Annotated in this window: 30 protein-coding genes; 17 read left to right on the top strand and 13 right to left on the bottom strand. The window is 74.0% G+C overall.

Annotated features, from left to right (window positions below):
• Nucleotides 1–93: 93 nt before the first annotated feature.
• On the top strand, nt 94–1,692 hold the full coding sequence (locus AB7F12_RS11505; RefSeq protein WP_428497687.1) for a DHA2 family efflux MFS transporter permease subunit: 1,599 nt from the start codon (nt 94–96) through the stop codon (nt 1,690–1,692).
• A 38-nt stretch (nt 1,693–1,730) separates the two neighbouring features.
• A complete protein-coding gene (locus AB7F12_RS11500; RefSeq protein WP_428517919.1) occupies nt 1,731–2,411 on the top strand; it encodes a TetR/AcrR family transcriptional regulator in 681 nt (226 codons plus the stop codon).
• Between the two features lie 129 nt (nt 2,412–2,540).
• On the opposite strand, the gene AB7F12_RS11495 is transcribed toward AB7F12_RS11500, so the two are convergent.
• The 5 genes from AB7F12_RS11495 to AB7F12_RS11475 are packed head-to-tail and all read right to left on the bottom strand — an operon-like array spanning nt 2,541 to nt 7,838.
• Nucleotides 2,541–3,095: a dihydrofolate reductase family protein gene (locus AB7F12_RS11495; RefSeq protein WP_428497689.1), complete on the bottom strand. Its 555-nt coding sequence runs from the start codon at nt 3,093–3,095 to the stop codon at nt 2,541–2,543.
• Between the two features lie 60 nt (nt 3,096–3,155).
• Nucleotides 3,156–4,067 (bottom strand): XdhC family protein, encoded by a 912-nt coding sequence (locus AB7F12_RS11490; protein ID WP_428497690.1) that lies wholly within the window; start codon nt 4,065–4,067, stop codon nt 3,156–3,158.
• 7 nt (nt 4,068–4,074) lie between these two features.
• Nucleotides 4,075–6,483 (bottom strand): aerobic carbon-monoxide dehydrogenase large subunit, encoded by a 2,409-nt coding sequence (locus AB7F12_RS11485; protein ID WP_428497691.1) that lies wholly within the window; start codon nt 6,481–6,483, stop codon nt 4,075–4,077.
• Entirely contained in the window at nt 6,480–6,959 is a 480-nt protein-coding gene (locus AB7F12_RS11480; protein WP_428497692.1) for a (2Fe-2S)-binding protein, read from the bottom strand. Before AB7F12_RS11480 ends, AB7F12_RS11485 begins: the two co-directional genes overlap by 4 nt.
• The gene (locus AB7F12_RS11475; RefSeq protein WP_428497693.1) at nt 6,960–7,838 is read right to left on the bottom strand and encodes an FAD binding domain-containing protein; all 879 of its coding nucleotides are present in this window, start codon (nt 7,836–7,838) and stop codon (nt 6,960–6,962) included.
• Nucleotides 7,839–8,045: 207 nt separating this feature from the next.
• Between AB7F12_RS11475 and AB7F12_RS11470 the strand changes: the two genes are divergently transcribed.
• From AB7F12_RS11470 to AB7F12_RS11425, 10 genes are all read left to right on the top strand, one after another.
• Nucleotides 8,046–8,315: a hypothetical protein gene (locus AB7F12_RS11470; RefSeq protein ID WP_428497694.1), complete on the top strand. Its 270-nt coding sequence runs from the start codon at nt 8,046–8,048 to the stop codon at nt 8,313–8,315.
• Nucleotides 8,315–9,190, top strand: a complete 876-nt coding sequence (locus AB7F12_RS11465) for an FAD binding domain-containing protein (RefSeq protein WP_428497695.1) — start codon at nt 8,315–8,317, stop codon at nt 9,188–9,190. Before AB7F12_RS11470 ends, AB7F12_RS11465 begins: the two co-directional genes overlap by 1 nt.
• 80 nt (nt 9,191–9,270) lie before the next feature.
• Nucleotides 9,271–9,756, top strand: a complete 486-nt coding sequence (locus AB7F12_RS11460) for a (2Fe-2S)-binding protein (RefSeq protein WP_428497738.1) — start codon at nt 9,271–9,273, stop codon at nt 9,754–9,756.
• Nucleotides 9,753–12,164 (top strand): aerobic carbon-monoxide dehydrogenase large subunit, encoded by a 2,412-nt coding sequence (locus AB7F12_RS11455; protein WP_428497696.1) that lies wholly within the window; start codon nt 9,753–9,755, stop codon nt 12,162–12,164. The genes AB7F12_RS11460 and AB7F12_RS11455 overlap by 4 nt, the downstream gene beginning before the upstream one ends.
• Before the next feature lie 3 nt (nt 12,165–12,167).
• Nucleotides 12,168–12,749: an SRPBCC family protein gene (locus tag AB7F12_RS11450; RefSeq protein WP_428497697.1), complete on the top strand. Its 582-nt coding sequence runs from the start codon at nt 12,168–12,170 to the stop codon at nt 12,747–12,749.
• 72 nt (nt 12,750–12,821) lie between these two features.
• The gene (locus AB7F12_RS11445; RefSeq protein WP_428517917.1) at nt 12,822–13,091 is read left to right on the top strand and encodes a hypothetical protein; all 270 of its coding nucleotides are present in this window, start codon (nt 12,822–12,824) and stop codon (nt 13,089–13,091) included.
• The gene (locus tag AB7F12_RS11440; RefSeq protein WP_428497699.1) at nt 13,091–13,318 is read left to right on the top strand and encodes a hypothetical protein; all 228 of its coding nucleotides are present in this window, start codon (nt 13,091–13,093) and stop codon (nt 13,316–13,318) included. The genes AB7F12_RS11445 and AB7F12_RS11440 overlap by 1 nt, the downstream gene beginning before the upstream one ends.
• Nucleotides 13,319–13,321: 3 nt before the next feature.
• Entirely contained in the window at nt 13,322–13,564 is a 243-nt protein-coding gene (locus AB7F12_RS11435; protein WP_428497700.1) for a hypothetical protein, read from the top strand.
• 2 nt (nt 13,565–13,566) lie between these two features.
• Nucleotides 13,567–13,872, top strand: coding sequence for a hypothetical protein (locus AB7F12_RS11430; RefSeq protein WP_428497701.1), 306 nt, complete (start codon nt 13,567–13,569; stop codon nt 13,870–13,872).
• Complete coding sequence (locus tag AB7F12_RS11425) at nt 13,869–14,210, top strand: hypothetical protein (protein ID WP_428497702.1); 342 nt, start codon at nt 13,869–13,871, stop codon at nt 14,208–14,210. The genes AB7F12_RS11430 and AB7F12_RS11425 overlap by 4 nt, the downstream gene beginning before the upstream one ends.
• 37 nt (nt 14,211–14,247) lie before the next feature.
• Here AB7F12_RS11425 and AB7F12_RS11420 read toward each other — a convergent pair whose 3' ends face one another.
• The 5 genes from AB7F12_RS11420 to AB7F12_RS11400 all read right to left on the bottom strand — a co-directional run bounded on the left by AB7F12_RS11420 (nt 14,248) and on the right by AB7F12_RS11400 (nt 17,349).
• Nucleotides 14,248–14,649: a hypothetical protein gene (locus tag AB7F12_RS11420; protein WP_428497703.1), complete on the bottom strand. Its 402-nt coding sequence runs from the start codon at nt 14,647–14,649 to the stop codon at nt 14,248–14,250.
• Nucleotides 14,646–14,933 carry a hypothetical protein gene (locus AB7F12_RS11415; protein WP_428497704.1) on the bottom strand — a complete coding sequence of 96 codons (288 nt, stop codon included), beginning with the start codon at nt 14,931–14,933 and terminating at the stop codon, nt 14,646–14,648. The genes AB7F12_RS11420 and AB7F12_RS11415 overlap by 4 nt, the downstream gene beginning before the upstream one ends.
• An 11-nt stretch (nt 14,934–14,944) precedes the next feature.
• Entirely contained in the window at nt 14,945–16,069 is a 1,125-nt protein-coding gene (locus tag AB7F12_RS11410) for a vWA domain-containing protein (RefSeq protein WP_428497705.1), read from the bottom strand.
• Nucleotides 16,070–16,077: 8 nt separating this feature from the next.
• Nucleotides 16,078–16,950 (bottom strand): AAA family ATPase, encoded by an 873-nt coding sequence (locus AB7F12_RS11405; protein WP_428497706.1) that lies wholly within the window; start codon nt 16,948–16,950, stop codon nt 16,078–16,080.
• A gap of 78 nt (nt 16,951–17,028) precedes the next feature.
• Nucleotides 17,029–17,349 carry a hypothetical protein gene (locus tag AB7F12_RS11400; protein WP_428497707.1) on the bottom strand — a complete coding sequence of 107 codons (321 nt, stop codon included), beginning with the start codon at nt 17,347–17,349 and terminating at the stop codon, nt 17,029–17,031.
• A gap of 166 nt (nt 17,350–17,515) precedes the next feature.
• On the opposite strand from AB7F12_RS11400, the gene AB7F12_RS11395 reads away from it, so the two are divergent.
• Nucleotides 17,516–18,457, top strand: a complete 942-nt coding sequence (locus tag AB7F12_RS11395; protein WP_428497708.1) for an FAD-dependent oxidoreductase — start codon at nt 17,516–17,518, stop codon at nt 18,455–18,457.
• A gap of 3 nt (nt 18,458–18,460) precedes the next feature.
• Here AB7F12_RS11395 and AB7F12_RS11390 read toward each other — a convergent pair whose 3' ends face one another.
• Both AB7F12_RS11390 and AB7F12_RS11385 read right to left on the bottom strand, forming a co-directional pair.
• Complete coding sequence (locus AB7F12_RS11390) at nt 18,461–19,105, bottom strand: response regulator transcription factor (protein WP_428497709.1); 645 nt, start codon at nt 19,103–19,105, stop codon at nt 18,461–18,463.
• Complete coding sequence (locus AB7F12_RS11385; RefSeq protein WP_428497710.1) at nt 19,096–19,491, bottom strand: LytR/AlgR family response regulator transcription factor; 396 nt, start codon at nt 19,489–19,491, stop codon at nt 19,096–19,098. The genes AB7F12_RS11390 and AB7F12_RS11385 overlap by 10 nt, the downstream gene beginning before the upstream one ends.
• A gap of 133 nt (nt 19,492–19,624) precedes the next feature.
• On the opposite strand from AB7F12_RS11385, the gene AB7F12_RS11380 reads away from it, so the two are divergent.
• From AB7F12_RS11380 to AB7F12_RS11370, 3 genes are all read left to right on the top strand, one after another.
• On the top strand, nt 19,625–20,449 hold the full coding sequence (locus AB7F12_RS11380; RefSeq protein WP_428497711.1) for a CPBP family intramembrane glutamic endopeptidase: 825 nt from the start codon (nt 19,625–19,627) through the stop codon (nt 20,447–20,449).
• Nucleotides 20,450–20,564: 115 nt separating this feature from the next.
• On the top strand, nt 20,565–22,382 hold the full coding sequence (locus tag AB7F12_RS11375; RefSeq protein ID WP_428497712.1) for a sensor histidine kinase: 1,818 nt from the start codon (nt 20,565–20,567) through the stop codon (nt 22,380–22,382).
• 49 nt (nt 22,383–22,431) lie between these two features.
• Nucleotides 22,432–23,379, top strand: a complete 948-nt coding sequence (locus AB7F12_RS11370) for a LysR family transcriptional regulator (protein ID WP_428497713.1) — start codon at nt 22,432–22,434, stop codon at nt 23,377–23,379.
• Here the strand turns inward: AB7F12_RS11370 and ppk2 are convergent.
• On the bottom strand, nt 23,376–24,218 hold the full coding sequence (gene ppk2 / locus AB7F12_RS11365; RefSeq protein WP_428497714.1) for a polyphosphate kinase 2: 843 nt from the start codon (nt 24,216–24,218) through the stop codon (nt 23,376–23,378). The genes AB7F12_RS11370 and ppk2 overlap by 4 nt on opposite strands.
• Before the next feature lie 219 nt (nt 24,219–24,437).
• On the opposite strand from ppk2, the gene AB7F12_RS11360 reads away from it, so the two are divergent.
• Nucleotides 24,438–26,855, top strand: a complete 2,418-nt coding sequence (locus AB7F12_RS11360; RefSeq protein WP_428497715.1) for a DUF6777 domain-containing protein — start codon at nt 24,438–24,440, stop codon at nt 26,853–26,855.
• Nucleotides 26,856–26,877 lie beyond the last annotated feature (22 nt).

The following is a 26,877-nucleotide window of genomic DNA, read 5'->3' as shown; positions in this document are numbered from 1 at the left end:
TCGTGACCGAGGCCACGAAAAACCCGTTGGCTCTCGTTCACCCGATCCCGCTACGGTCTATCCGGAGAGAGTCCTTCCGCTTAAGAGGAGACCATGTCGTCCACCCCTGACCCCGGGCAGAACACGCTGCCCGAGGAGCCGAACCCCGCGGCTCCCGCCGCCGCGAAGACGGGCAAGAACGCCGACAAGCTCGACCGTCGCGTCCTCGCCATCGCGTCGGTCGTCGTCATCGGCGCGATCATGTCGATCCTCGACGTGACCGTCGTCAGCGTCGCGATCCCCACCCTGCAACGAGACTTCGACGTCGAGCTGACCACGATCCAGTGGATCGCCACCGGCTACACCCTCGCGCTCGCCACGGTCATCCCCCTCACCGCGTGGGCGGGCGACCGGTTCGGCACCAAGCGCCTCTACATGATCTCCATCGTCCTGTTCGTCGCCGGCTCGGTCCTCGCCGGGTTCGCCTGGGACATCACGTCGCTGATCGTCTTCCGGGTCCTGCAGGGCCTCGGCGGCGGCATGCTGATGCCCGTCGGCATGACGATCATGACCCGCGCCGCGGGCCCCGACCGCGTCGGTCGCGTCATGGCCATCATCGGGGTCCCAATGCTGCTCGGGCCGATCTGCGGCCCGATCCTCGGCGGCTGGCTCGTCGACAGCTTCTCGTGGCGCTGGATCTTCTTCATCAACCTGCCGGTCGGCATCCTGGGCTTCTTCCTCGCCGCGCGGATCCTGCCGCGCGACGGCGACTCGATCCGCGGCAAGCTCGACATCCTGGGCCTCGCGCTGCTCTCCCCGGGCCTCGCGCTGCTGATCTACGGCTTCGCCGAGTACGGCGCCCTGCACGGGCTGGGCCACGCCCAGGTCATCGCGCCGCTCGTCGTCGGCGCGGTCCTGCTCGTCGGGTTCGTCTGGCACGCGCTGCGCACCCCGGAACCCCTCATCGACCTGCGCCTGTTCGCCAACAAGGTCTTCTCGGCGTCGATCGCCACGATGGTGCTGATGATCCTCGCCGTGTTCGGCGGGATGCTGCTGCTGCCCATCTACCTGCAGATGGTCCGCGGCGAGACCGCCCTCGACACCGGTCTGCTGCTGGCCCCGCAAGGCCTCGGCGCCATGCTCGTCATGCCGATCGCCGGTCAGCTCGCCGACCGCACCGGGGTCGGCCGCATCGTCCCCTTCGGCCTCGCGATCATCGCCGGCTCCTTCTGGTACCTCACCGGGCTGGAGGCCGACACCTCGTACCTGCACCTGGGCATCGCGCTGTTCGCCATGGGTGTCGGCATGGGCTTCACGATGATGCCGACGTTCACCGGTGCGCTGCAGACCCTGCGCCGCCGCTCGATCGCCAACGCCAGCACCACGCTGAACATCACCCAGCAGGTCGGCGCCTCGATCGGCACCGCGCTGATGACGGTCATCCTCTACGTCATCACGACGAACAAGTTCAGCGACGCCTTCGGCCCCGCCGCGGGCGCGACGTCCGACCCGGCCGCGCTCGCCGCGCTGCCGCCCGAGGTCAAGGCCCAGATCGCCACGATCCAGGCCAACTCCTTCGGCCAGACGTTCTGGTGGGCCTTCGCGTTCGTCTGTGTCTCGTTCGTCGTCGCCCTGGTGCTGCTGCCCAAGCGCAAGCCGGCCCCGGTCGAGGACGACGAGGCGGGCACCGGCGCGCCGGTCATGATGCACTGAGCCCGATGCCCTGAGCCCGCTGCCCTGAACAGGAGCCGATGACGGCCACCGAACAGTCCGACAAGCCGCTGCACCCGGACAAGCCGCTGCGCGCGGACGCCGAGCGCAACCGGCAGCGGGTCCTGGCCGCGGCGCGCGAGGTGTTCGCGCGCCGCGGCCTGGAGGCCGGTCTCGACGAGATCGCCCGCCACGCGGGCGTCGGCACGGGCACCGTCTACCGTCGGTTACCCCACAAGACTGCGCTGGTCACGGCGCTGTTCGAGGAGCGGCTCGACCAGGTCGTGGCCACCGTCAAGGAGGCCGTGGCCCATCCCGACCCCTGGGAGGGGCTCTGCACGGCGCTGGAGTCGCTCATCGCCATGCAGATCGAGGACCGCGGCCTCAAGGACGTGATCTTCGGGGCGCTCGGCGACCACGAGACCTTCCGGGAGCGGCGTGCCGAGCTCATGCCGATCGTCGCGCAGGGCGTGTCCCGGGCAGTTGCGGCCGGGGCCCTGCGTCCCGACTTCGTCCTGACCGACTTCGCCCCGCTGCAGGTCATGCTGACCCAGGTCGCGACCTTCACCGAGGCCGCCGATCCGCAGGCGTGGCGGCGTTACCTGCGGATCGTGCTCGACGGCCTGTGCACCCGCCGCGACGGTCCGAGCCCCCTGGGCCCCGCGGCCCTCGATCTCGACGCGCTGGAACAGGCCTGCAGCCGCCACCTGCCGCCCTGCTGACCCGGCCCGCCCCGACAGCCCCCGGCTGCAACCCCACTGCTGTCCCCGAGCCCCCGCGCGACCCTCGGGTTGCGCGCGACAGGCCGGGCACCGGCCGGGCCCGGTTCCCGGCCACCACGGTGCGGGTGGTCAGGTGAGTCGTGCGTAGCGCAGATAGACGGTGCCGCACCCGAAGGTGCGCTGCTCGACCAGCCGCAGCCGCAGGTCCTCGCCGAGCGGGAAGAAGGGCGTGCCGCCGCCGACGACGGCCGGTACGACCCGGACGCCGAACTCGTCGATCAGGTCCAGCAACGACGCGGCCAGCGCGGCCCCGCCGACGGCCAGCTCCCCGTCGGTCTCCCTCTTGAGCCGGGTGACCTCCTCGACCGCGTCCGCGCGGCGCACGAGCCGGCAGCCGGGCGCGACCGACTCCAGCGAGTCGGAGAACACGATCCGCGGGGTGGCGGTGTACAAGCGGGCGAACTCCGCCTCCACCTCGTCCGCGTCGGCCCGTTCCGGAGCGGTCCAGAAGTCCTCCATGACCTCGTAGAGGCTGCGGCCGAACAGCAGGGCCGCCGCGTCGCGGGTCTGCTGGTTGGCGAAGCGGTGCACCTCCTCGTCGGGGTTCGCGAAGCCGATGTCGCCGGCCGGGTCGCTGATGTAGCCGTCGAGGGAGATGCTCATCGTGTAGGTGAGGGTGCCCATGGGAGGTAGACCGCCCGGCAGGAGCGGACTCATCGGTGCCCCCGGCGCGCGCGGCACGGGTCAGGCGCGGACCGTGGCCAGGTAGCGGTCGGGGGCGTCGCGGAACGCCTCGCGGCAGCCGGTCCCGCAGAAGTACCAGTCGACCCCCTTGTGCGCCAGCGACAGGCCGGCCGGGCTGACCGCGACGGTCATGCCGCACACCGGATCGAGGGCCTCGGCGACCGGTGAGCCGCCGGCGGGTTCGGCCGGGACGGCCGCCCGGGGGCGGCAGGCCACGATCTCGGCGTAGATCGACAGCGCGATCTCGTGCGGCGTGCGGGCCCCGATGTCCAGGCCCGCGGGGGCGTGGACGCGGGCCCGGTCGTCACCGGCGACGTCGAGCTCGGCCAGTACCGCCGCCGAGCGCTTCGGGCTCGCCACCAGCGCGACGTAGGGCACCCCCGCCGCGAGCGCGGCGCGTAGCACCGGCGCCTCGTCGCGGCCGTGGGCGGCCACGACGACGGCGGTGGTGTCGGCCGCCACGGCCAGCGCAGGGTCGACGTCGTTCTGCACGTCGAGGTCGAGGGCCGCCCCGACCTGCGCGATGGCCCGGGCGATCGGCGAGTCCCCGAACACCCGGACCAGCACGGGCGGGATGACGGCCTCGAGGAAGATCTCCAGCGTCCCCCCGGACAGGCACGGGTTCTCCACGACGCGCACCCCTTCGGGTGCCGGGCTGCCCGCCGCGGCCGGGGTGACGCGCAGCAGCTCCGACTCCCCCGACGCGAGCAGCCGCAGGCCCTCGAGACGGACGGTCGACTCGGCGCACACGCCCCCGACGAACCCGTCGATCGACCCGTCGGGCAGCACCAGCGCGCTGTCGCCCGGTTTGGCGCTGGTGGGGCGCTCGGCGCGGACCACCGTCGCGAGGACGTAGGGAACCCGGTCGCGGTGCAGCCGGTCGGCGTGGGCGCGGAGCTCGGTCGTGGTCATGATCGCCTCACCTGATCGCGATGTCGGTCCGGATCGGGCGGCCCTGCAGGGCTCGCCAGACGTGGGCGGGGGTCAGCGGCATGTCTGCGTGGCGGACGCCGATGGCGTCGAGCACGGCGTTGACGACGGCGGGCGGGGACCCCACGGTCGCCGACTCGCCGACGCCCTTGGCGCCCAGGGGATGGTGCGGCGACGGGGTGACGGTCGCCGCCAGCTCCCACGGCGGGCACTCCACCGCCGTGGGCAGCAGGTAGTCCATGAACGAGGCCGAGAGGTGGTTGCCGTCGTCGTCGAACGCGACGAGCTCCATCAGCGCCATGCCGACCCCGTCGGCGAGCCCACCGTGGATCTGGCCCTCGACGACCATCGGGTTGATCCGCACGCCGCAGTCGTCGACGGCGACGAACCGCCGCACGTCGACCTCCCCGGTGCCCGGGTCGACGTCGACGACGCAGAGGTAGGCGCCGAAGGGGAACGTCAGGTTGGGCGGGTTGTAGACGGTGCTCGCGGCGAGCTGTCCCTCGACACCCTCGGGCAGGTCGAGCCCGCCGTGGGCGGCCATCGCGATCTCGCGCAGGCTCACCGCGACCCCGGGGACGCCCGCGACGGTGAAGCTCCCGCCCTCGGCGGTTCCCGGACCGACGTCCCAGCGCAGGTCGTCGGCGGCGACCTCGAGCAGCACCGCCGCGACCTGGCGCGCCTGCTCGCGCACCTTGCGCGCCGCGACGGACGCCGCCGCACCCGACACCGGCGTCGAGCGGGAACCGTAGGTGCCCATTCCGAACGGGGTGTTGTCGGTGTCGCCCTGGATCACCTGCACGGCGTCGACGGGAAGTCCCAGCTCGTGGGAGACGATCTGGGCGAACGTCGTCTCGTGGCCCTGCCCCTGGCTCATGCACGACAGCCGCAGGACGGCGCTGCCCGTCGGGTGCACGCGCAGCTCGGCGCCGTCGGCCATGCCGAGCCCCATGATGTCCATCAGCCGCCGTGGACCGGCTCCGACGGCCTCGGTGAACACGCTCATCCCGATCCCGGTGAGCGGGCCGCGGCCCGTGCGCTCGTAGGCCGTGCGCCGCTGCGCCTGCTCGTCGCGGACCGCCGCGTAGTCGACCATGTCCAGCGCGGTGCGCAGCGCGCGCGGGTAGTCGCCCGAGTCGTACTCCCAGCCCGTGGCGCTGCGGAACGGGAACCGGTCCGGGGTGAGCAGGTTGGCCATCCGCAGCTCGGCGGGGTCGCGGCCGGTGTCGTGGGCGAGGACGTCGACGAGACGTTCGACCAGGTAGACGGCTTCGGTGACGCGGAACGAGCAGGCGTAGGCCACCCCGCCCGGTGCCTTGTTGGTGTAGACGCCGGTGACCCGGCAGTGCGCGGCGGCGATGTCGTAGGAGCCGGTGAAGACGCCGAAGAAGCCGGCGGGGAACTTCGAGGGCTGGGCGGTGGCGTTGAAGGCGCCGTGGTCGGCGAGCACCGAGACCCGGATGGCGAGGATGCGCCCGTCGGCGTCGGCGGCGATCTCGCCGTGCATGTGGAAGTCGCGGGCGAACGACGTGCTCATGAGGTTCTCGGAGCGGTCCTCGACCCACTTCACCGGCGCCCCGGTCATGATCGAGCCGACGACGGCGCACAGGTAGCCGGGGTAGAGGCCGACCTTGTTGCCGAAGCCGCCGCCGATGTCGGGGGCGATGATCCGGATGTGGTGCTCGGGGATGCCCGCGATGCGGGAGTAGAGCATCCGGTGCGCGTGCGGGGCCTGCGCCGTGGCGTGCACGGTGAGCTTGCCGGACACGCGGTCGAAGTCGGCGACCGTCCCGCACGTCTCCAGCGGCGCCGGGTGCACCCGCGGGTAGACCAGATCGCACTCCGACACGTGCGCCGCCCCTGCGAACAGTGCGGCGGTGGCGTCGGCGTCGCCGGTCTCCCAGTCGAAGACGTGGTTGTCGGTGCGCCCGGCGAGGTCGTCACGGATGACCGCCGCGTCGGGGTCGAGTGCCCGGCGCGCGTCGACGACCGGCGGCAGCGGCTCGTAGTCCACCTCGATCAGCGCGAGCGCGTCGCGGGCGGCGTAGCGGTTGTCGGCGACCACGAACGCCACCTCCTGCCCCTGGTAGCGCACCTTGTCGGTGGCCAGGACGGCGGCGACGTCGTGGGAGAACGTCGGCATCCACGCCATCGCGCGCCCGGCGAGGGTCTCGCCGGTGATCACCGCGCGAACCTTGGGGTGCGACTCCGCGGCGGTGGTGTCGACCGACCGGATCCGGGCGTGCGCGTAGGGGCTGCGCAGCACGGCGCCGTGCAGCATCCCCGGCAGCGCGATGTCGTCGACGAACCGGCCGCGGCCGCGGACGAAGCGGCCGTCCTCCTTGCGCGGGATCGACCCGAAGCCCGGGCCCGCGCAGCCGTCGACGGTGCCGGTCACGACGCCTCCCGGCCGGCGGCCTCGGCGTCGGCGGCGTGCCGGATGGCCGCGACGATGTTGCGGTAGCCCGTGCACCGGCAGATCTGTCCGGCGATGGCCTCCCGGATCTCGGCGTCGGTGGGGTCGGGGTTGTCGTCGAGCAGCTTGCGGGCGGTCATGAGCATGCCGGGCGTGCAGAAGCCGCACTGCAGCCCGTGGCAGTCCATGAACGACTGCTGCACCTGGTCGAGCCCGAAGGGGCCCTCGAGGTCCTCCACGGTGCGCACGCTGCGCCCGTCGGCCATCACCGCGAGGACGGTGCACGACTTGACGGGCACCCCGTCCATCCAGACCGTGCACGCCCCGCAGTTCGACGTGTCGCAGCCCCAGTGCGTCCCGGTGAGCCGCAGCTCGTCGCGCAGCAGGTGCACGAGCAGCAGCCGCGGCTCCACGTCGCACACGTGCGCCACCCCGTTCACCGCCACCCCCACCCGCACTCAGACCTGCCCGACCCGGGCCCGGACCGCGGCGGCGCGCAGCGCCCGCGCGGTCAGCTCCCCCGCGAGATGGCGCTTGTAGTCGACGGGTCCGCGCTGGTCCGCGACCGGCCGGCAGTGTGCCGCGGCGGCCGCACCCGCCGCGGCGAACGCGTCGTCGTCGGCGACGCGCCCGCGCAGCACGTCCTCCGCCTCGGTGGCGGTGAAGTCGGCGTCGCCGACCGCGGTGAGCCCGATCCCGGCCTCGGTGACCACCCCGCCGGGTCCGAGCTCGACGACGGCCGCCGCGGCGGCGACGGCCCAGTCCCCGGCCCGCCGGTCGACCTTCACGTAGGCGCTGCCGGCGCCGGGCCGCAGCGGTACCCGCAGCTCGACGAGGATCTCCGCGGGCTGCACCGCCGTCTCGTACGGGCCGTGGAAGAACTCGCGCATCGGGACGGTGCGCTCCCCCGCCGGTCCGCGGACGACGGCCACGGCACGCAGCGCGGTGAACACCCCGGACAGGTCCTCCGACGGATCGGCCTGGCAGACCGACCCGCCCACGGTGCCGCGGTTGCGCACCACGGGGTCGGCGATGACGCGCTCGGCGTCGTGCAGGATCGGGAAGTGCGCACCGGCGAGCGCGCTGGCCAGCAGCTCGGCGTGCCGGGTGAGCGCCCCGATCCGCAGCTCGTCGCCGTCGACGCGGACTCCGGCCAGCTCGGCCAGGTCGTTCACGTCGACCAGCAGCTCCGGCTGGGCCAGCCGCAGCTTCATCATCGGGATCAGGCTGTGCCCGCCCGCCACGATCCGCGCCTCCGGGCCGAACCGTTCGAGCAGCGTGACGACGTGCTCGACGCTCGTCGCGCGCTGGTACTCGAAGAACGCGGGAACCTGCACCGCCCGCCCCTCTCCCCGTCGGCGACCGCGGTGGTCGCGGTGCCCATCGTGGCGTGAGGCCACCGAGGAGTCCAAACCCCACTTAAGGCTTCGCTTAGGGCAGGGGTGCGCAGCGGTTGGTGCAGGTGGACCATTCCGCCACCACGCGGCCGCCGTCGTCCCGCACGCGCCCGCGCCACCAGTTGTACGCCGAGGAATGAGTCGACGATGACCAGCGATCCTCCGCCGAACGCACCGGGCGGCCGTACCGGCCGGATGTTCGAGCTCTTCGAGAACGCGCCGAAGGACGGTCCGAGCCCGACGATCTGGGCCTTCCCCGGGATGGTCGGCTGGCTGCAGGTCGCCGGCCGGCCGGTCGCCGGTCCCTGGCCGCCGCACCAGCAGCCGCGTCCCGATCCCGACGACGAGCCGCTGCCGGTGGCGATCGTCGAGCCGCCCCGCCCCGCCGAGGCGCGGCACGCGCGAGAGGAGATCTGATGTACCCGTCGCGGTTCCGCTACGAGGCGCCCCGCACCCTCGACGAGGCGCTCGCGCTGCTCGCCGAGCACGGCGAGGACGCCAAGGTCCTCGCGGGCGGCCAGAGCCTGGTCCCGATGATGAAGCTGCGCTTCGCCGCGCCCGGTGTCCTCGTCGACATCAACGCCATCCCGGGCCTGGGCCACCACGAGGCGACCGCGGGCGGTGGGCTGCGGATCGGCGCGCTGTGCCGCCACGTCGACCTCGAACACTCGTCCGTGCTGCCCGGCGCCCACCCGACGATGGCCGCCGCCGCCCCGCTGGTCGCCGACCCGATCGTGCGCAACCGCGGCACGCTCGTCGGGTCGCTGTGCCACGCCGACCCGCAGGGCGACTGGGCGTCGGTGATGCTCGCGCTCGGGGGGTCGGTCGTGGCCGCGAGCCCCCGCGGCCGGCGGACCATCCCGGTCGGCGACTTCGTCGTCGGCACCTTCCAGAACGCGCTGGAGCACGACGAGATCGCCGTCGAGGCCGTCGTCCCGGACGCCCGCGGCGTCCGCTCGGGCTCCTACCTGAAGCTGGAGCGCCGCGTCGGCGACTTCGCGACCGCCGGGGTGGCCGTCGCGCTGGAGTCCGAGGGCGGTCGCGTCGTGCGGGCCGGGATCGCGCTGACCGGCGTCGGCCCGTCGACGCTCGCCGCGACGGAGGCCGCGCAGGCCCTCGTCGGGTCGTCGCTGGAGCGCGACGTGGTCGACCGGGCCGCCGAGCTGGCCGCCGCCGTCGCCCGCCCGCGCACCGACCACCGCGGCACCGCCGACTACAAGCGTCACGTCGTCGCGACGTTCGTGCGCCGCATCCTGACCGCCGAGCGCGCGCCCGCGGGCGCAGCGGCCTGAGGAGGATTTCCGTGACCGCCACCGAACCCGTCGTCGACACCGGGGCAGGCCCCGGCAGCGACGCCGTCCCGACCAGGCGCATCACCGTCACCGTGAACGGTGAGCGCCGCGTCGCCGAGGTCGAGCCGCGGCTGCTGCTCGCGCACCTGCTGCGGCAGGGACTCGCACTGACCGGCACCCACGTCGGGTGCGACACCACCAACTGCGGGGCGTGCACCGTCCTCTACGACGGGGCGCCGATCAAGTCGTGCACGATGCTCGCCGTCCAGGCCGACGGGCACGAGGTGACCACCGTCGAGGGCCTGGGCACGCCCAGCGAGCTCGACCCGGTGCAGGAGGGTTTCGCCGCCGAGCACGGCCTGCAGTGCGGGTTCTGCACGCCCGGGATGATGCTCGCCGCCCGTGCGCTGCTCGACCGCAACCCCGACCCCACCGAGGACGACGTGCGGTGGGCGCTGTCGGGCAACCTCTGCCGCTGCACCGGCTACCAGAACATCGTCAAGGCCGTCCTGTGGGCGGCCGACAAGGAGCGCCCGGCCGGCGCCACCGAGGAGGGGTCGCGATGACGCAGACCGCCGAGCCACGCGCCGGGTCGCAGGCGCTCGACGAGGTCAAGATCGGCGGGCTCGGGTCGAGCCGGCCGCGCGTCGAGGACGCCCGGTTCATCCGGGGCCGCGGCAACTACGTCGAGGACGTGACGCTGCCCGGCATGCTGCACATGGAGATCCTGCGCAGCCCGCTGGCCCACGCCCGGATCAAGAGCATCGACACCAGCGCCGCGTGGGCGATCCCGGGTGTCAAGCTCGTGCTGACCGGCGAGATGGCCGCCCAGCGCAACCTCGCCTGGATGCCGACGCTGTCCTACGACACCCAGGCGGTCCTCGCCACCGACAAGGTGCGCTTCCAGGGCCAGGAGGTGGCCTGCGTCGTCGCGGAGGACCCCTACATCGCCAAGGACGCGTGCGACGCGATCGTCGTCGAGTACGAGGCGCTGCCGCCGGTCGTCAACCCGGAGCAGGCGCTGGCGCCCGACGCCCCGCTGATCCGCGACGACAAGGCCGGGCAGACCGACAACGTCGCCTACAGCTGGGAGGTCGGCGACAAGGACGGCACCGATGCCGCGTTCGCCCGCGCGGACCGCGTCTCGACGCTGCGGCTGCACTACCCGCGCAGCCATCCGTCGCCGATCGAGAACTGCGGTGCCGTCGCCGACTTCAACAACGCGACCGGCAAGCTGACCGTCTACATGACGAGCCAGGCACCGCACATCGTGCGGGCCGCGGTCGCGCTGATCGCCGAGCTTCCCGAGCACATGATCCGGATCATCTCCCCCGACGTCGGTGGCGGGTTCGGCAACAAGGTCCCGGTCTACCCGGGCTACGTCTGCGCGATCCTGTGCTCGATCCTCACGGCCAAGCCGGTGAAGTGGATCGAGGACAAGTCCGGGAACCTGTCCTCGACCGGGTTCGGCCGCGACATGTACCTCGACTCGGAGATGGCGCTCACGAACGACGGCAAGATCCTCGCCGTCCGCTACCACGCCACCACCGACCAGGGCGCCTTCTTCGCCGACGCCCAGCCGACGAAGTTCAAGATCGGCCTCGTGCACTCGTCGTTCGCCTGCTACGACGTGCCGGTCGGGCACATCACGGCGCGCGGCACGTACACCAACAAGGCCCCCGGCGGCGTGGCCTACCGGTGCTCGTTCCGGGTCACCGAGGCGATGTTCTTCCAGGAACGGATGATGCAGGCCGCCGCCGACGACCTCGGGATCGACCAGGCGGAGTTCCGGCGGCGCAACCTGGTGCGCGACGACCAGTTCCCCTACCGGACGCCGTTCGGGTTCCTCACCGACTCCGGGCAGTACCTCAAGTGCCTGCAGATCGGGCTCGACGCCATCGGCTACGACGACTTCCTCGTCGAGCAGGCCGAGGCCCGCAAGCAGGGCCGGCTGCTCGGCATCGGGATCTCGACGATGACCGAGCCGCTCGGCGCGGGCAACAGCCGCGAGTACGACATCCTCGGCATCAAGATGTTCGACTCCGCCGAGCTGCGGGTGCACCCGACCGGCAAGGCCGTCCTCAAGATCGGGGCGCAGACCCAGGGCCAGGGCCACGAGACGACGTTCGCCCAGATCGTCACCCACGAGCTGGGGATCCCGGCGCTGGACATCGTCGTCGAGCACGGCGACACCGACCACACCCCGTTCGGGATGGGCACCTACGCCTCCCGGTCGACGCCGGTCGCGGGCGCGGCCACCGCGATGGTGGCCCGCAAGATCCGGGCCAAGGCGCGCAAGCTCGCCGCGCACCTGCTCGAGGTGTCGGAGGAGGACGTCGAGTGGGAGCTCGGCCGGTTCTACGTGCGCGGCGCGCAGAGCCGGGGCGTCACGATCCAGGAGTGCGCGATGGCCGCGTACTCGAACATGCCCGACGGCATGGAGCCCGGCCTGGAGAACAACGCCTACTACGACCCGCCCAACCTGACCTGGCCGTTCGCCTGCTACATCGCGACGGTCGAGGTCGACCCCGAGACCGGGGTGTGGGACGTGCTGCGGTTCGTCGCCGTCGACGACTGCGGTGTCCGGATCAACCCGATGATCGTCGAGGGCCAGATCATGGGCGGGCTCACCGAGGCCTACGCGATGTCGAACATGCAGTTCCAGACCTACGACGTCGACGGCAACCTGGTGGGCGCCAACTACATGGACTACCTGCTGCCGACGGCGTGGGAGACCCCGGGCTTCGAGCTGCACGAGGTCGTCACGCCCTCGCCGCACCACCCGATCGGCGCCAAGGGCGTCGGCGAGTGCGCGGCCGTCGGCGGGCCCGCGGCGTACGTCAACGCGGTGCTCGACGCGCTGCGCCCCACCGGCGTGCGCAACATCGACATGCCGTTGCTGCCCGACCGGGTCTGGCACGCCGCCCACACCGGCGACGACGTCTCCGGTGCCCCTCCCTTCCGGACGGAGTGAGCGATGCTCATCGAGAACGACTTCCGGCTCTCCGCACCGTTGGCCGACGTCTGGGAGTTCCTGCAGGACGTGCCGGGGCTCGCCCCGTGCCTGCCCGGCGCCGAGCTCACCGGTGAGACGGCCGACGGCGGCTACACCGGCGGGGTGAAGGTCAGCATGGGTCCGGTGTCGTTGCGGTTCACCGGCACCGCGCGGATCGTGGAGTCCGACGCCACCGCGCGGCGCATGGTGCTGCACGCGGCCGGGTCGGAGGTCCGCGGCCGGGGCACCGCCGAGATGACCGTGACCGCGACGCTCAGGCAGGCGGGCGCGGGCGCGACGTCGATGCACGTGGCCCAGGACCTGCAGATCTCCGGCGCCGCCGCCCAGTACGGGCGCGGCATGATCTCCGACGTCACGAGCGTGCTGCTCGGGTCCTTCACCGACTGCATCGCCGCCAACGCCGAGGCCCGCAGCCGCGGCGGCACCGCCGTCCTCACCCGCGCCGCACCCGCGAGCGGGTTCCGCATCGGGCTGTCCGCGGCGCTGATGGCGCTGCGCCGCGTGGCCCGCCGCTTCTTCGGCCCGAGCACCCGTCCCGCATAAGCCCCGTGGGTGGCGACGGTCGCCGCGGCGACCGGCGCCACCCACGACCCGTACCGGAGGTGAGAACACCAGGTGCGGTGGTGGATCGGCAACGCCGGCCTGCGGTTCGGGGTGCTCCCGGTGGTGATCGCACTGCTCAACCGGGTGCTCGCCGCCGTCGAGCGCATCCGCTGGGCCGCCGACGACATCCTCGCCGGCGGCGTGCAGCTCGCCGGCGCGCTCGACCCCGTCCCCTCGATGCTCGCGACGACCGACGCGACCGTCGCCCAGGTGTCCGCGGGCGCGGTCCGGTACGCGGGCAGCGTCGCGGTGCTGCTGCCCCCCAAGGAGAGTGAGAACTGATGCCCGCCGCTGCGTGGGCGACGATCGTCGTCGCCGCCCTGATCATCGCGATCGCCGGGATCGGGCTGCTGCGGGTGATCCTGCACCTGCGGCACGTCTCGAAGACCCTCGCCGCCCTCGACGGCGGAGTCGACGCGATCGTCGCCTCCACCTCGACCGTGCCGGCGCGCCTGACCTCGGTGAACGCCAACCTGAAGCCGGTCCGCGACTTCTGTGCGGGGGTGTAGCCGATGAGTACCGGATGGATCGTCGGGTTCGTGATCGGCGTCGTCGTGGTCCTGGTCGTCGTCGCGCTCGTGGTGCCGATCCTCGTGCTGGCCGCGCGGATCGGTCGCCAGGCCGCCTCGATCGACGCCGGGCTGCAGCAGGCGGAGGTCAACACCCGCCCGCTCGCCGCACTGGCCGAGACGATCGAGTACGCCGACACCATCACCGCGGGCCTCGCCCGTGGCCGCGCCAGGCTGGGAGGCTGACCATGTCCGACACCACCGCCTGGTGGATCGCGATCATCGCCGGGTTCGTCGTCGTCATCGTCGTCGCGGCCCTGCTGCAGCTGCTCGTGCAGCTGGTGAAGACCATCGACCGCCGGGTCGCCGGCATCAGGGCGACGTTGGCGAAGGTCACGGCCAACACGGCGTCGACCGCGCTGATCGACCCCACCGGCGACGCCGTCGACCGCGTCCTCGCCGAAGGTCTGCAGCACCACCTGTTCCTGGGCCGGGTGCTGCCGTCGATCCCGACGCCGGCCCCCGCCCCCGTCACGAACGGAGCATCGCGATGATCGTGCTGACGGTGGTCGTGATCGCCCTGCTCATCGCCGGGCTGGCGTTCTACCTGTTCTGGGTCGGCACGCTGCTCACCGGGATCGCGACGAACCTGGAGGCCTGCGACGAGAGCGTCCGGCAGGTCAACCGGGACGCCGCGCGGATCGGGCCCGGCGTCGAGCACGTCAATCGCTCCGGCGCGACCGTCGCCGGGGCACTGCCGCTGCTCTACGGGTTCGCGGAGAAGATCGTGGTCAAGGCCTCGCCGAACGCGGTGCGCCCGGACGTCGCGGTCCCCGCGTCGGGCCGGCGCCGTTCACGGCTGTTCGACGGCGTGGGCTACTCCCCCCGCTGACGTGCGCGGCGATGGTCGCGACGGCGACCATCGCCGCTCACGGGCTGTCGGGGCCCGGCATGTTCGAGCCGATCCACTCCTCGCGCCAGGCGCCGTCGTAGCGCTCGGCGTTGCAGTGCGGGGAGTACATCGAGATCAGCTCCTCGGCGACCATCTCGCGGTGGCCCCTGGTGCCGCCGGGGATCGCCAGCGTCGCGACGTGCAGCCGCCACTTCCCGCCGGCGCGCTGGGTCCAGCAGTGCGCGCGGGGATGGCGCAGCGGCAGGCCCTCGGCGGTGAGGTCGTCGGCGTGCCCGACGTAGACCACGGCGTAGCGTTCGCGCTCCGGCTCGGGCTTGTAGAGGATCACGTAGACGCCCGGCTCGGCGGGCGGGGACCAGCCGGCCAGGAGCCGGGGGCCCGAGAAGGCGTACCCGGCGAGCGAGCCGAGCCGGATCATGTCTCCCAGGCCATGTCGTCCTCGGCTTCGCTCACCGCCTCCGCGTGGACGATCGGGAACTCGGGCAGCCCGGCGGTGGCCGCGGCGGCGCGGAACGTCGCGGCGCCCTGTTCCAGCGCCTGTTCGCGCGTCTGGGCGACCACGACGATCTGGGCGCCGTAGCGGTCGGTGCCGATACCCGACGCGATGCCACCGTGCGGGGCGACCGCGTCGGCCAGCTCCACGATCTCGTCGTGGGTGACCGGCCGGTCCCCCTGGGCCTGCAGCCCCACGCTCCAGCGCATCCGTACCTCTCCTATCCCAGCTCGGGCAGCAGCGCCGCCAGCTCGTCGAGGCTGGCGAGGTCGCGCCCCGACAGCAGCACGTCGACGTACGGCTCGGCGACGAGCATGCCGACGGTCCGCGGCATCCCGCGCCCACCCGCGAGGACGTGCGGGTTGGTCCACACCACGCGGTGGCACAGCCGCGCCAGCTTCTGCATCGCGGTCTCCAGCAGCTCGGGGTCGCCACGGTCGAGACCGTCGGAGCAGATCACCACGATCCCACCCCGGGCCATTCCGCGCCGCCCCCAGTGGCGGACGAACTCGTCGACCGCCCGGCCGATGCGGGTGCCGCCCTCCCAGTCGACGACGAGGTCCGCGGCGCGCGCGAGCGCCTCGTCGGGGCTGCGGGTGCGCAGGGACGGGGTCAGGTGGGTGAGCCGGGTGCCGAAGCAGAACACCTCGACGCGGAAGCGGGCGCCGCGCTGCGCGGAGTGCGCGAACTGCAGCAGTGCGCGGGAGTAGTCGGCCATCGAGCCGGAGATGTCGAGGATCAGCACGAGGGGGCGGGGTCGCACGCGGCGGCGCCGGTAGCGCAGCTCGACGAGCTCGCCGTGGGTGCGCAGGGAGCGGCGGATGCTGGCGCGCAGGTCGGGCCGGCGCCCGCGCCGGACCGGGCGGGTGCGCCGGCTGCGCCGCAGCGGCGGCCGGAGCCGGACCCGGGACATGATGCGCCGCAGCGCCTCCAGCTCCTCGTCGGTGCATTCGGCGAAGGCCCGCGTCGACAGCGTCTCGACGTCGGAGGCCATCAGCCCGAGCGTCGTCTCCTCGTCGGGGCGCTCGTCGGGGCCCGGGTCGGGCGCGACGGTCTCCAGCGTCGTCTCGGCCTCGGGTTCGGCGCGCAGCAGCAGCTCCAGCAGGTCCCCCGCGTCCACGCCGGTGCCCAGGAAGAACTCCTCGAAGACGCGGTCGTAGGTCGCGACGTCCTCGTGCCGGGTGACGAGTGCGACCCGCCCGCCCCAGTAGAGGTCGGCGAGGTCGGTGGGGTCGAGGGCGGCGACGGACGCGCAGTAGGTCAGCACGTCGCCCGGCCCGACGGCCACGCCCTCGGCGCGCAGCGTGCGGGCGAACCGGACCAGCAGCCCGACGAGGTCGGCCATCCCGGGCCTCAGCCGCGCGCGGTGAGCTCGTCGAGGCGGGCGCGGACGAGCTCCTCGTCGTCGTGGTCCTTCACGACCGAGCCGAGGGTCAGGTCGGCGGTCCCGGGGTCGAGGTCGTCGCCGAGGAACTCCAGGGTGCGTGCCCAGTCGATCGTCTCCGCCACCCCGGGCGGCTTGGCGAGGTCCATCGCGCGCAGCCGGTGCACGGCCGCGACGACGGACGCCGCGAGCGCCTCGGAGACCTCGGGCCGCCGCGACCGCACGATCGCCACCTCCCGGGCCGCCGACGGGTAGCCGATCCAGTGGTAGAGGCAGCGCCGCTTGAGGGCGTCGTGCAGCTCCCGGGTCCGGTTCGACGTCAGCAGCACCAGCGGCGCCGCCTCGGCGACGACCGTGCCGATCTCGGGGATCGTCACCTGGAAGTCCGACAGCAGCTCCAGCAGGAACGCCTCGAACTCGTCGTCGGCGCGGTCGATCTCGTCGACGAGCAGCACGGCGCCCGCCCCGGCGCGGACCGCGGCGAGCAGCGGCCGTTCCTGCAGGAAGCGCGGCCCGAAGAGGGCGTCGACCGCGTCGTCGGTGCCGCCGCCGGTCTCCTGGAGCGCGCGGATGTGCATGAGCTGGCGGGCGTGGTCCCACTCGTAGAGGGCCTGCGCGGCGTCGATGCCCTCGTGGCACTGCAGCCGGATCAGCCGCCGGCCGAGCACCTGGGCGAGCGCCTTGGCCAGCTCGGTCTTGCCGACGCCGACCTCGCCCTCGAGCAGGACGGGCCGGTCGAGGGCGAGCGCGACGTGGACGGCGGTGGCGAGCCCGCGGTCGGCCAGGTAGCCGGTGGCGTGCAGGGCCTCGGTGAGCTCGGCGACCGAGCCGGGGCGGGTCAACGGAACGGTCTCCTCGTAGGGCGGTGACGCGGACGGGCGGACGATCAGGGTTCGAGCGCTCGTGAGCGGCTCACGGGGTCACGTGCCGCGCCGGTGCAGCGACTCGCCGACGCTCACCCCGCGCGGGTGCAGCTTCCCGTCGCGTTCGAGCCGGCGCCGCCATGCCGCGCGGACGTCCTCGTCGACGGGGGTGTTGGTGTCCCCGTCGGCCGGGTCGCCCGGCATGCCGCCGAAGCCGATGTTCTTCATGTTCTTGCAGACCTTCGCGGGGGCGCTGCCGAAGCGCTCCTCCAGCTCGGCGCTGGTCTGGCCGGTCGCGGACCAGATGCCGCGCAGCACGGTCAGCGCCTCGTCGGTGCCGCTGTCGCGGCGCTCGGCGGCCGGTTGCTCGTCGGACATCGGTGTCCTCCCCTCCGCGGGCGGTGCGGGCCATGGTGGCCCTTTCCCCGGCCGGCGTGCAGCCTCCGTCCGGGTCGCGACGAGTCTGGCGCGCGACCGCGACGCACGACACCTGGTCCTAAGCGTTCGCTTAAGCCGGTGCCCCTGCGGGCTACACAGCGGTGCGGTGATCGCGCCGCTCGGCGCCCCGGCGTTCGCGCCCGACCTCGACCACATGCTCGCGGTGCGCCGCGCCGACCTGCACACGGTCCTTCTCGACGCCGTCACCACGCAGCCGGGGGCCCGCCTGCGCGTGGGCACCACGGTCGTCGGCGCCGAGCCGGACGGCACGGTCGTGACGGCGGGTGGTGAGCGGCTCGCCGCGGACCTCGCCGTCGGCTTCGACGGCGTGCACTCGGCGGTGCGCACGAGCGGGGGCTTCCCGGCCCGGGTCCGCGCGACCGGGCAGGTGTACCTGCGCGGCCTGGTCCCGCGGGCCTCGATCGCGGCCGAGCCGGGCGAGACGTGGGCCCCGGCGGGGATCTTCGGCGGCGCCCCGGTCGACGCCGACACCTGGTACTTCTACGCGTCCGCGACCGCGCCCGGGGTGGCCGAGGCGGTCACTGCGCGCGACCTGGCGGCGCTGCGGCGGCTCTGGGAGCGGGGCTACCCGGAGGCCGTGCCGTTGCTGGAACGGCTGCACTCCTTCGACGACCTGCTGGTCAACGACGTGGTGCGGGTCGACTGCGCCCGCTGGTACGACGGACGGCGCGTCCTGGGCGGCGATGCCGCGCACGCGATGGCGCCGACCGCGGGCCAGGGGGCGAACAGCGCGCTGGTCGACGCGGCCGTCCTCGTCGGGCGGCTGGCCGCGGCCACCACGGTCGAGGACGCGCCGGCCGACTACGACCGGTTGCGCCGGCCCGCGGTGGCGCGCGTGCAGAACCGCGCCGATCTGCTGTCGCGGTTGGCCCACCAGCGCAACCCGGCCGTGCGGTGGCTGCGCGACGTGGTGCTGCGCGCCGCGGGCGGGCGGCGGGCGGGCGACCGGGTCGCCCGCGAGGCGCAGCAGGTCGACCCGGTGGCGCTGCGCGAGCTGGTGCGCCGCCTCAGCGGGGCGGACACGTGAGGCTCAGCCCCGCAGGAACGTGAGGACGGCCAGGACCCGGCGGTTGTCGTCGGGGCCCTGGTGCAGTCCCAGCTTGGTGAACACCGAGCGGACGTAGGCCTCGACGGTCTTGGGCGAGAGGTGGAGCCGGTTGCAGATCGCCTGGTTGGACCGTCCCTCGGCCATCACGGCGAGGACGTCGCGCTCGCGGGCCGACAGGTCGTCGAGCGGGCTGTGCGCCCGTGCGCGCCCGACCAGGGCCGCCACGACCGACGGGTCGACGACGAGCCCGCCGCCCGCGACGCGGCGCACCGCGTCGGCCAGCTCGTCGACGTCGGCGACGCGCTCCTTGAGCAGGTAGCCCGCGCCGTCGGCACCGGACTCGATGAGGGCGAGCGCGTAGTGCGGCTCGACGTGCGCGGAGAGGACGAGGACGCCGACGCCGGGGTGGCTCTCGCGCAGCGTCGCGGCGGCGTCGAGCCCCTCCGTGGTGTGCGTCGGGGGCATCCGGATGTCGACGACGACGGCGTCGGGCGGGTCGGCGTCGACGGCCGCGAGCAGCCGCCGCGCGTCGGGGGCCTCGGCGGCGACGTCGAAACCGGAGTCGGTGAGCAGCCGGGCCACACCTGCACGGAACAGCGCGGCGTCGTCGGCGACCATCACGCGCATCTCGGACCTCCCACGGGCGGACCGTGCCGCGGACCGTCCACGAGCGCGCGCACGGCGTCGGGGCTGAGCTCGGACTTGCCGATGAACCCGGCGACCGGGCTGACGTCGACGAGCGAACCGTAGTCGGATCGCGCGCGGCTCGACACCAGCACGACGGCCGGTGGCGCGGACTCGGCGGCCAGCCGCAGCGCGACGGCGAACCCGTCGAGGTCGGGCAGGGCGATGTCGAGCAGGACGACGTCGGGTCGCAGCTCGCGGACGGCGTCGATGGCGGCCAGCCCGCCCGTCGCCTCGCCGACCACCGTGAACCCGCCCGAACCCAGGAGCCGGCGCGCGACGGCCCGGAAGGCCGGATGGTCGTCGACGATCAGCAACCGCACGTGCATGCCCCGATGCTGACCGGCCCGCACCGCCGCGGCCACGGGGTTGACCCTGTCGCGGTCCCGGGGTCCGCCCGCTACCCCGCGCCCCGCCCGGCCGGGGACCGTGGCCGTCCCACACCGACCACGGGAGACAGCGATGAGCACCCTGCGCCACCTGAGCCGCCGCCACCGGCTCGCCCTCTTCTTCGGCCTGACGTTCCTCGTCAGCTGGGCGGCGTGGCCGTTCACCGTCGAGGACCCGGTGCTGTTGACGTTCGGTCCCCTCACGGCGGCGCTCGTCGTCGTGGGGCTCACCGAGGGCGCCGCCGGCTACCGCGACCTGCTGCAACGCCTGCTGCGCTGGCGGATCGGCTGGTGGTGGGTCGTCGCGGCCGGGACGCCGCTCGCGGTGCTCGCCGTCGCCTCGCTGGCCGGCGTGGCCGTCTGGGGTGCCCCGGTGCCGGACCTGGCGGGCCTCGGCTGGGGGGCGCTGGCCGCCTCGGCGGCGCTGCGCCTGGTCAACCCGGGCGACGGGCCGGCGGGCGAGGAACCGGGCTGGCGCGGGTACGCCCAGCCCCGGTTGCAGGCGCTGACGTCCCCGCTCGGCGCGACGTCCGTCCTCGCGGTGTTCGCCACGCTCTGGCACCTGCCGCTGGTCGTGGCCGGCTCGCTGCCGGTCGTCGGGCTGCCCGTCACGTTCGCGATCACGTTCGTCTACGCGTGGCTGTTCAACCGCACCGGCGGCAGCCTGCTCGCGACGCTGGTGTTCCACGTGCTGCAGGGCACCGTCACCTACCAGGCGCTCGGGTTCACCGGGGCCGACGCCGAGCGGATGGACCTGCTCACCGGCGCGCTGTGGGTGCTGCTGGCCGTCGCCGTCGTGACGCTGGACCGGCGGGTCTGGCGGGTCGCACCGGAGGGGACGGTCACCGATGTCGCGCCGCGGGAGCCGACGACGCCCGCAGCTGCGGCCCGGCGGTGACCGGACCGGGTATCGGGGCGGGCACCGTTCAGCGGTGCCCGCCCCGGCGCGGGCGCCGTACGCTCGCCGGTCCCGCACGTCCGCCGCGCAGTGCCCGTGAGCCGTGAGGTCACACATGGCGTCGTCCGAGACGGCAGCGCTGAGCCACGGGAGCATCCGGCTGCTCCACCGGTTCGCCACGCCCGGACCAGGCCGGGGGTTCTGGGTCCTCGCCTGGGCGCTCGTCGCGGCCGCGGTGTTCGGCGCGCTGGCCCCGGTGATCTTCCGGCACGTCCCCTTCACTCCCGTCGACGTGGTCTTCCGGCTCGTCGGTGGCTCGTTCGCGGCGTGCGGGCTGGTCGCGTGGCGGCGCAGGTCCGACAGCCGGGTCGGGCCGCTGATGACGGCGACCGGCGTCGCGTTCTTCGTCTCCCCGCTGCTGGGTCAGCTGTCCTCGCCGGTGGCGCTCACCGCCGCGGCGTGGCTGCCGGACCTGTGGGTCGTGTTCATGGTCGCGCTGCTGCTGTCGTTCACCTCGGGCGGTCGGCTGCGCACCCGGGCCGACCGGGTGGTGGTCGCCGCGGTGGCGGTGGAGGTGGCGGTGCTCGCGCCGCTGTGGCTCGTGTTCTCCGAGCACGAGGGCAACCTCCTGCTCGTCACCCCGGCGCCGGCCGTGGCGGCCGCCGTCGACACCGCCCAGCGGTCGGTGCTGGTGGCGGTGACGCTCGCGACGACGGCCGTCGTCGGCGCGCGGTTCCGGGCGGCGAGCCGACCGGGACGGCGCGCGCTGCTGCCCGCGCTCGCCGGGTGCACGTGCCTGCTGCTGTTCGCGGCGCTGCTGATCGTGGACCTGACGACGGGCGAGCGCTCCCAGGTCCTGTTGTGGGTCGCGGCAGGCTCGATCGCGGCGGTGCCCGTCGCGTTCCTCGTCGGGCTGCTGCGCTCGCGGCTGGCCCGCGGCATGCTGGCCGACCTGTTCCGGGACCTACGTACCATGCGCCCGCCGCAGCTGCAGGCCGAGCTCGCCCGGCTGCTGGGCGACCCGGGGCTGACGATCGCCTACCCCGCCGCCGACGGGCTGCTCCACGACACCACGGGCCGGCGGGTGGTCCCGCCCGCTGCGGGCGAGGGCCGCTCGGTCCTGCCGGTGCTGCGCGGCGGCCGGCCGGTCGCGGTGCTGCTGCACGACTCCTCCTTCGACGACGACCCGGAGCTGCTCGACGCCGTCGGTGGGGCGGCGATGCTCGCCCGCGAGAACAGCGACCTGCACTCCCAGCTCGAGCGGCGCCTGGTCGAGCTGCAGGCCTCCCGCGAGCGCATCCTCACCGCCGCCGACGCCGAACGCCGCCGCATCGAACGCAACCTGCACGACGGCGCCCAGCAGCGGCTCGTGACGGTCGCGCTGCAGCTCACGCTGCTGCGGCGCACCGTCCGCGACGACCCCGACGAGGCGGAGGCGCTGGCCGGGGCCGCGGCCGCGGAGCTCGCCGCCTCGATCGACGAGCTGCGCGAGCTCGCCCGCGGGATCCATCCGGCCGCGCTGGAGCAGGGCCTGGTCGTGGCGCTGGAGTCGCTCGTCGTGCGCGCGGCCGTGCCGACGACCCTCGACGCCGGTCCCGGCCCCGAGCCCCCGGAGGCGGTGGCGCTGGCCGCCTACTTCGTCGCGGCGGAGGCGTTGACGAACGTCGCGCGCTACGCCCACGCCTCCGCGGTGACGATCACGTTGCGCCACACGGACACCGAGGTCGTCGTGACGATCGCCGACGACGGCGTGGGCGGTGCGGACCCGGCCGCGGGGACGGGCCTGCGGGGTCTCGCCGACCGGGTCGAGGCCGCCGGCGGGCGGCTCCGGGTGGTCCCCCGCCCGGGCGGGGGCACGGTCGTGGAGGCGGTGCTCCCGGTGCGCGCGGCACTCCACGATCCGGGCGGCATGGCACGATCGGGTCCTAAGTGATCGCTTAACGGCCACCCGATCACGGTTGTCGATGGTCGAGAATGCCGCCATGACGCTGACGCAGCTGAGCGCGTTCGTGCTCGTCGCGCGCCTGGGGTCGGTCAAGGCGGCCGCGAACGCGCTGTCAGTCAGCGAGCCCGCCGTGTCCCAGGCGCTCGCCGCGCTGCGCAAGTACCTCGGCGACCCGCTGCTGGTGCGCAGCGGCAACGGCATGACGATGACCGCGGGCGGCACCCGGCTGCTGGCGATCGCGGCGCAGATGGTGGCCCTGGGCGCGGAGGCCGAGTCGGCCGTACGGTCCGCCAAGGGGGCACCCGAGCAGCTGCGGCTCGTCGCCCCGAGCCCGGTCGTCGAGTTCGTCGCCGGCCCGCTGGGCGAGACGTTCGGTGCGCGGTCGTCAGGGACGATCGAGATCAGCTCGGGTGTCGCGACGACCGCGGAGATGGCCGCACTCGTCTCGCAACGGTTGGCCGACGTCGCGCTCGGCCCGCACCTGGCAGGCGAGCGGTCGATGGGGCTGGTGAGCGAGCCGATCTTCCGGGCACGGCTGGTCGTCCTCGCGGCGCACGACGCCCGGTTCACCGGCCCGCCCGCCCGCTGGCCGTGGCTGGTCGAGCCGTCGGCGACCGACCCCGACAGCGACGTCGGCCGGATGCTGCGGGCGGCGCGCATCCCGGAGTCGAGCCTGTCGGTGTTCCCCACCCAGACCGCCGCGTGGGACGCCGCGGCGCGCGGCGCGGGCGTCGCCCCCGGTGTCGCGCACCTCGCGGTGCACCACATCCGGCGGCGGGAGCTCACCGTCGTCGAGCTGCCCGGCACCCCGGTCGACGTCGTGTGGCACGTGTCGACGCTGCCGGTGGACCGGCGGTCGGCGGCCGCGTCGTCACTGCGGCACTTCCTGTCCACACCGGAGGCGATGAAGCTGTTGCGGGCGCCGGGCGAGGGGCTGGCCCCCGCCCGGTTCCGGCCGCCGGTCTACGTGACGATCTGGAGCTAGGAGCGTCCGAGCGTCGCGGCGTGGTCGGGCACGCTGCGCTGGATCTCCCGCGGCGGCCGGACGTAGCCGGTGCCGGCGGGCCGGTCGGGCAGCGCCAGCGGCGCCCGCGAGACCGGCTGCCACGGGATCGACGTCAGCAGGTGGTGGATCATGTTCAGCCGCGCCGCCCGCTTGTCCTCGGCCTCGACCACCCACCACGGTGAGGTCTCGGTGTCGGTGTGGACGAGCATGTCGTCCTTGGCCTGGGAGTAGGCGTCCCAGCGGGTGATCGACTCGAGGTCCATCGGTGAGAGCTTCCACTGCTTGAGCGGGTCGGCCGCGCGCTCGGAGAACCGTCGCACCTGCTCCTCGTTGCTGACCGAGAACCAGTACTTGCGCAACAGGATCCCGTCCTCGACGAGCAGGTTCTCGAAGATCGGGCACTGGCGCATGAAGCGCTGGTACTCCTCGGGGGTGCAGAAGCCCATCACGCGTTCGACACCGGCGCGGTTGTACCAGCTGCGGTCGAGCAGCACGATCTCCCCGGCCGCGGGCAGGTGCTCGATGTAGCGCTGGAAGTACCACTGCGTGCGCTGGCGCTCCCCCGGCGCCGGCAGGGCGACGATCCGCGCGACGCGGGGGTTGAGATGCTCGGTGACCCGCTTGATCGCGCCGCCCTTGCCCGCCGCGTCGCGGCCCTCGAAGGCGACGACGATCCGGGCACCGGTGTCGCGCACCCACTCCTGCATCTGCACGAGCTCGCCCTGCAGCCGCAGCAGCTCACGTTCGTAGGCCTTCTTGGGTACCCGGGCGGGCCTGTCCCCCGTGTCCGTCGCGACGCCCGCCGTGTCCTTCGCCATCCGGGCAGTCTGTCACCGCCGACGGGCCCCGCGGGAGATCTCGGGCCCGGGAGGGCCGCGGATCCGCAACCGGACGCGCCTGGGAATACTGCCCGTAACGGATGTCCGCGGTCGGGCGACGCCACGAGCGGTGGCCCCACCCGTGGGGAGGCGCCCCCGGTGCCGGCCCGACGGCGCTCGCGCGCCCACGGTGGATCGCGGGGCGAGGGGGAGCACAGCGTGAACAGCACGGGAGCCGGTTTCGGTCCGGGGGGTCCCGTCCCGCCCGGATACGTCCCCATCCGGATCGTCGGGCGCGGCGCGTCGAGCGTCGTCTGGGAGGCGACACAGGTGTCGGCGGGCCGGTCGGTGGCGCTCAAGCTGCTCGACGTCGACCTGCGCGACCCCGACGCCCGGGGCCGGTTCGAACGCGAACGCCAGGCCATGGCGGCGCTCTCACAGCACCCGCACATCGTCGCGCTCTACGACGCCGGCGTCGTCGACAACCGTCCGTGGCTCGCGTTGCAGCTGTGCGCGCGCGGCTCCTACGCCGCCGCGCTGCGCGAGTACGGCCCGATGCCCCCCGCCGACGCCCTCGACGTGCTCATCCGGGTCGGCGAGGCGCTCGTCGCCGCGCACACCCATGGCGTGCTGCACTGCGACGTCAAGCCCGCCAACATCATGATCACCGACTTCGGGACGCCGGCGCTGACCGACTTCGGCGTCGCCCGCGGCACCGTGAGCGCCCAGTCCCAGACGGTCGCGGGCGGGTACAGCCTCGACCACGTCGCCCCCGAGGTCCTCGACAACACCCGGCCGACGGTCCGCTCCGACGTGTACTCCCTCGCCACGACGGTGTGGGAGCTGCTGTGCGGGCGCGGCCCGTTCCGTGCCGACGGCGACGCCGGACCGGGCCCGATGGTCGCCCGCATCCTGCGCGGCCCGCTGCCGCCGCCGATCGTGGCGGGGGTGCCCGCGGAGTTCACGGCGCTGCTCGTGCGGATGGCGGCACTCGACCCGGCGCAGCGACCGCAGTCGATGGCCGACGCCGTGGCCGAGGCCCGGGCACTGCAGTCGGGCCGGCCCGCCGGACCGCTGCCCGCGCCGACGCTGATCGGTCCGCCCGAGGGCATCGCCGTTCCCCCGGCGACGGGCACGGTCGCGCCCGTGCCCGGCACCGGCGCTCCCGTCGGCGGCAGGGTCCCCCCGGTGCCGGGGACGGTCCCGCCGTCGCACGGGACGACTCCCCCGGCCCCCGCGTACGGGACGACCCCGCCGGCGTACGGCACGACCCCGCCGGCGTACGCCACGACCCCGCCGGCGTACGCCACGACACCGCCCGCGGTGTCGCCGCCGCCCGGGCCCGACAGCTGGACCCCTCAGCCCGCGTTCGCGGCGGCCGCGACCGGGCCGGGCGCCCCCGCGTCGGCGTGGGGCACCACCCCGCCCGGGTCCGGGACGGGGCCGGGCCCGCGCCGCAGGTGGCCCCTCGTCGCCGCGATCGTCGTGGTCGTGGCGCTGCTCGCCGGCGGTGGGACGTGGTGGTTGCTCTCCCGCGGCGGCAACGACCTCGTCCTGCAGCCTGCGACGGGCGCGTCGGTGCTCGGGGCGTTCACCACCGACTTCTCCCGCGCGGCCGGGCCGACGGGCTCGGGGTCCGCGTCGTCGGTCCCCGAGGGCGTGCCGAACCGCGACGCCGTCCCCGGCAGCACCGACGGTCTCTACCGCGGGGTGAAGGGCAGCGCGTCGTGCGACCGGGACGGGCTGTCGTCGTTCCTGTCCGGGCACGCCGACGTCGCCACCGCGTGGGTGAGCGCGCTGCGCACCGACCCCGGCCTGCGCTGGAGCCGCACCCCCACCGTCCTGTCCAGCGGCGACCTCACGACCTACCTGCGTGAGCTGACCCCGGTCCTGCTGGCCGCCGACACCCGGGTCACCGAGCACGGCCTCGCCGACGGCTCGCCCGAGCAGGCGCCCGCCGTCCTGCAGGCCGGTACCGCGGTGCTCGTCGACGCCTACGGGATCCCACGGGTGCGCTGCGCGTCGGGCAACCCGCTCACCGCCCCCGGTGCGACCGATCCCGCCGCCACCGACGGCACCCCCTGGCCCGGCTACGACAAGGACCGGACCGTCGCCGTCGTCGGTGCCGGTGAGGCGGTCCGCGAGCTCGGGCTGCTCGACCCGTCCGGCGCCGACCTGCGCCGGCCCGCCGGTTCCACCGGTGGCGACGACTTCGAGGCCGTGCCCGCCAACGCCTCTCTCGAGGGCGCCTGGGTCCTCAAGGGCCAGCAGGCCAGGTGCGACCTGTCGGACTGCGCGAAGTCGAAGAGCCTGGAGATCTCGGTGATCGTCTCCGACTGCAACCGCACGACCTGCACTGCGCGCGCCCCCAACGGGCAGTGGCCGGGCAACCTGACGATGACCGTCGACGGCTCGGGGGCCTGGACCGTGGCCGGCGCGATCGCCGACCAGTACGGCTACAACTGCGACGGCAGCCCCATCGCGGCGACGTTCAGGCTCACGCTGTCCGCGACCGGGGCGTCGGTGCAGAACACGGTGTGGGCCGCGACCGGCGTGAACGGGCGGATGGAGCACACGATCCCCGCGACCGGCTGTACCGCGGGCTCCCAGTCCTGGACCGTCAGCGCCACGAAGTGACCCCGGCGGGCCCGCCGGCGCG

It is taken from the genome of Pseudonocardia sp. (genome assembly GCF_050250275.1).
GTDB lineage: Bacteria > Actinomycetota > Actinomycetes > Mycobacteriales > Pseudonocardiaceae > Pseudonocardia.
This window is presented reverse-complemented; position numbering and strand designations above follow the sequence as displayed.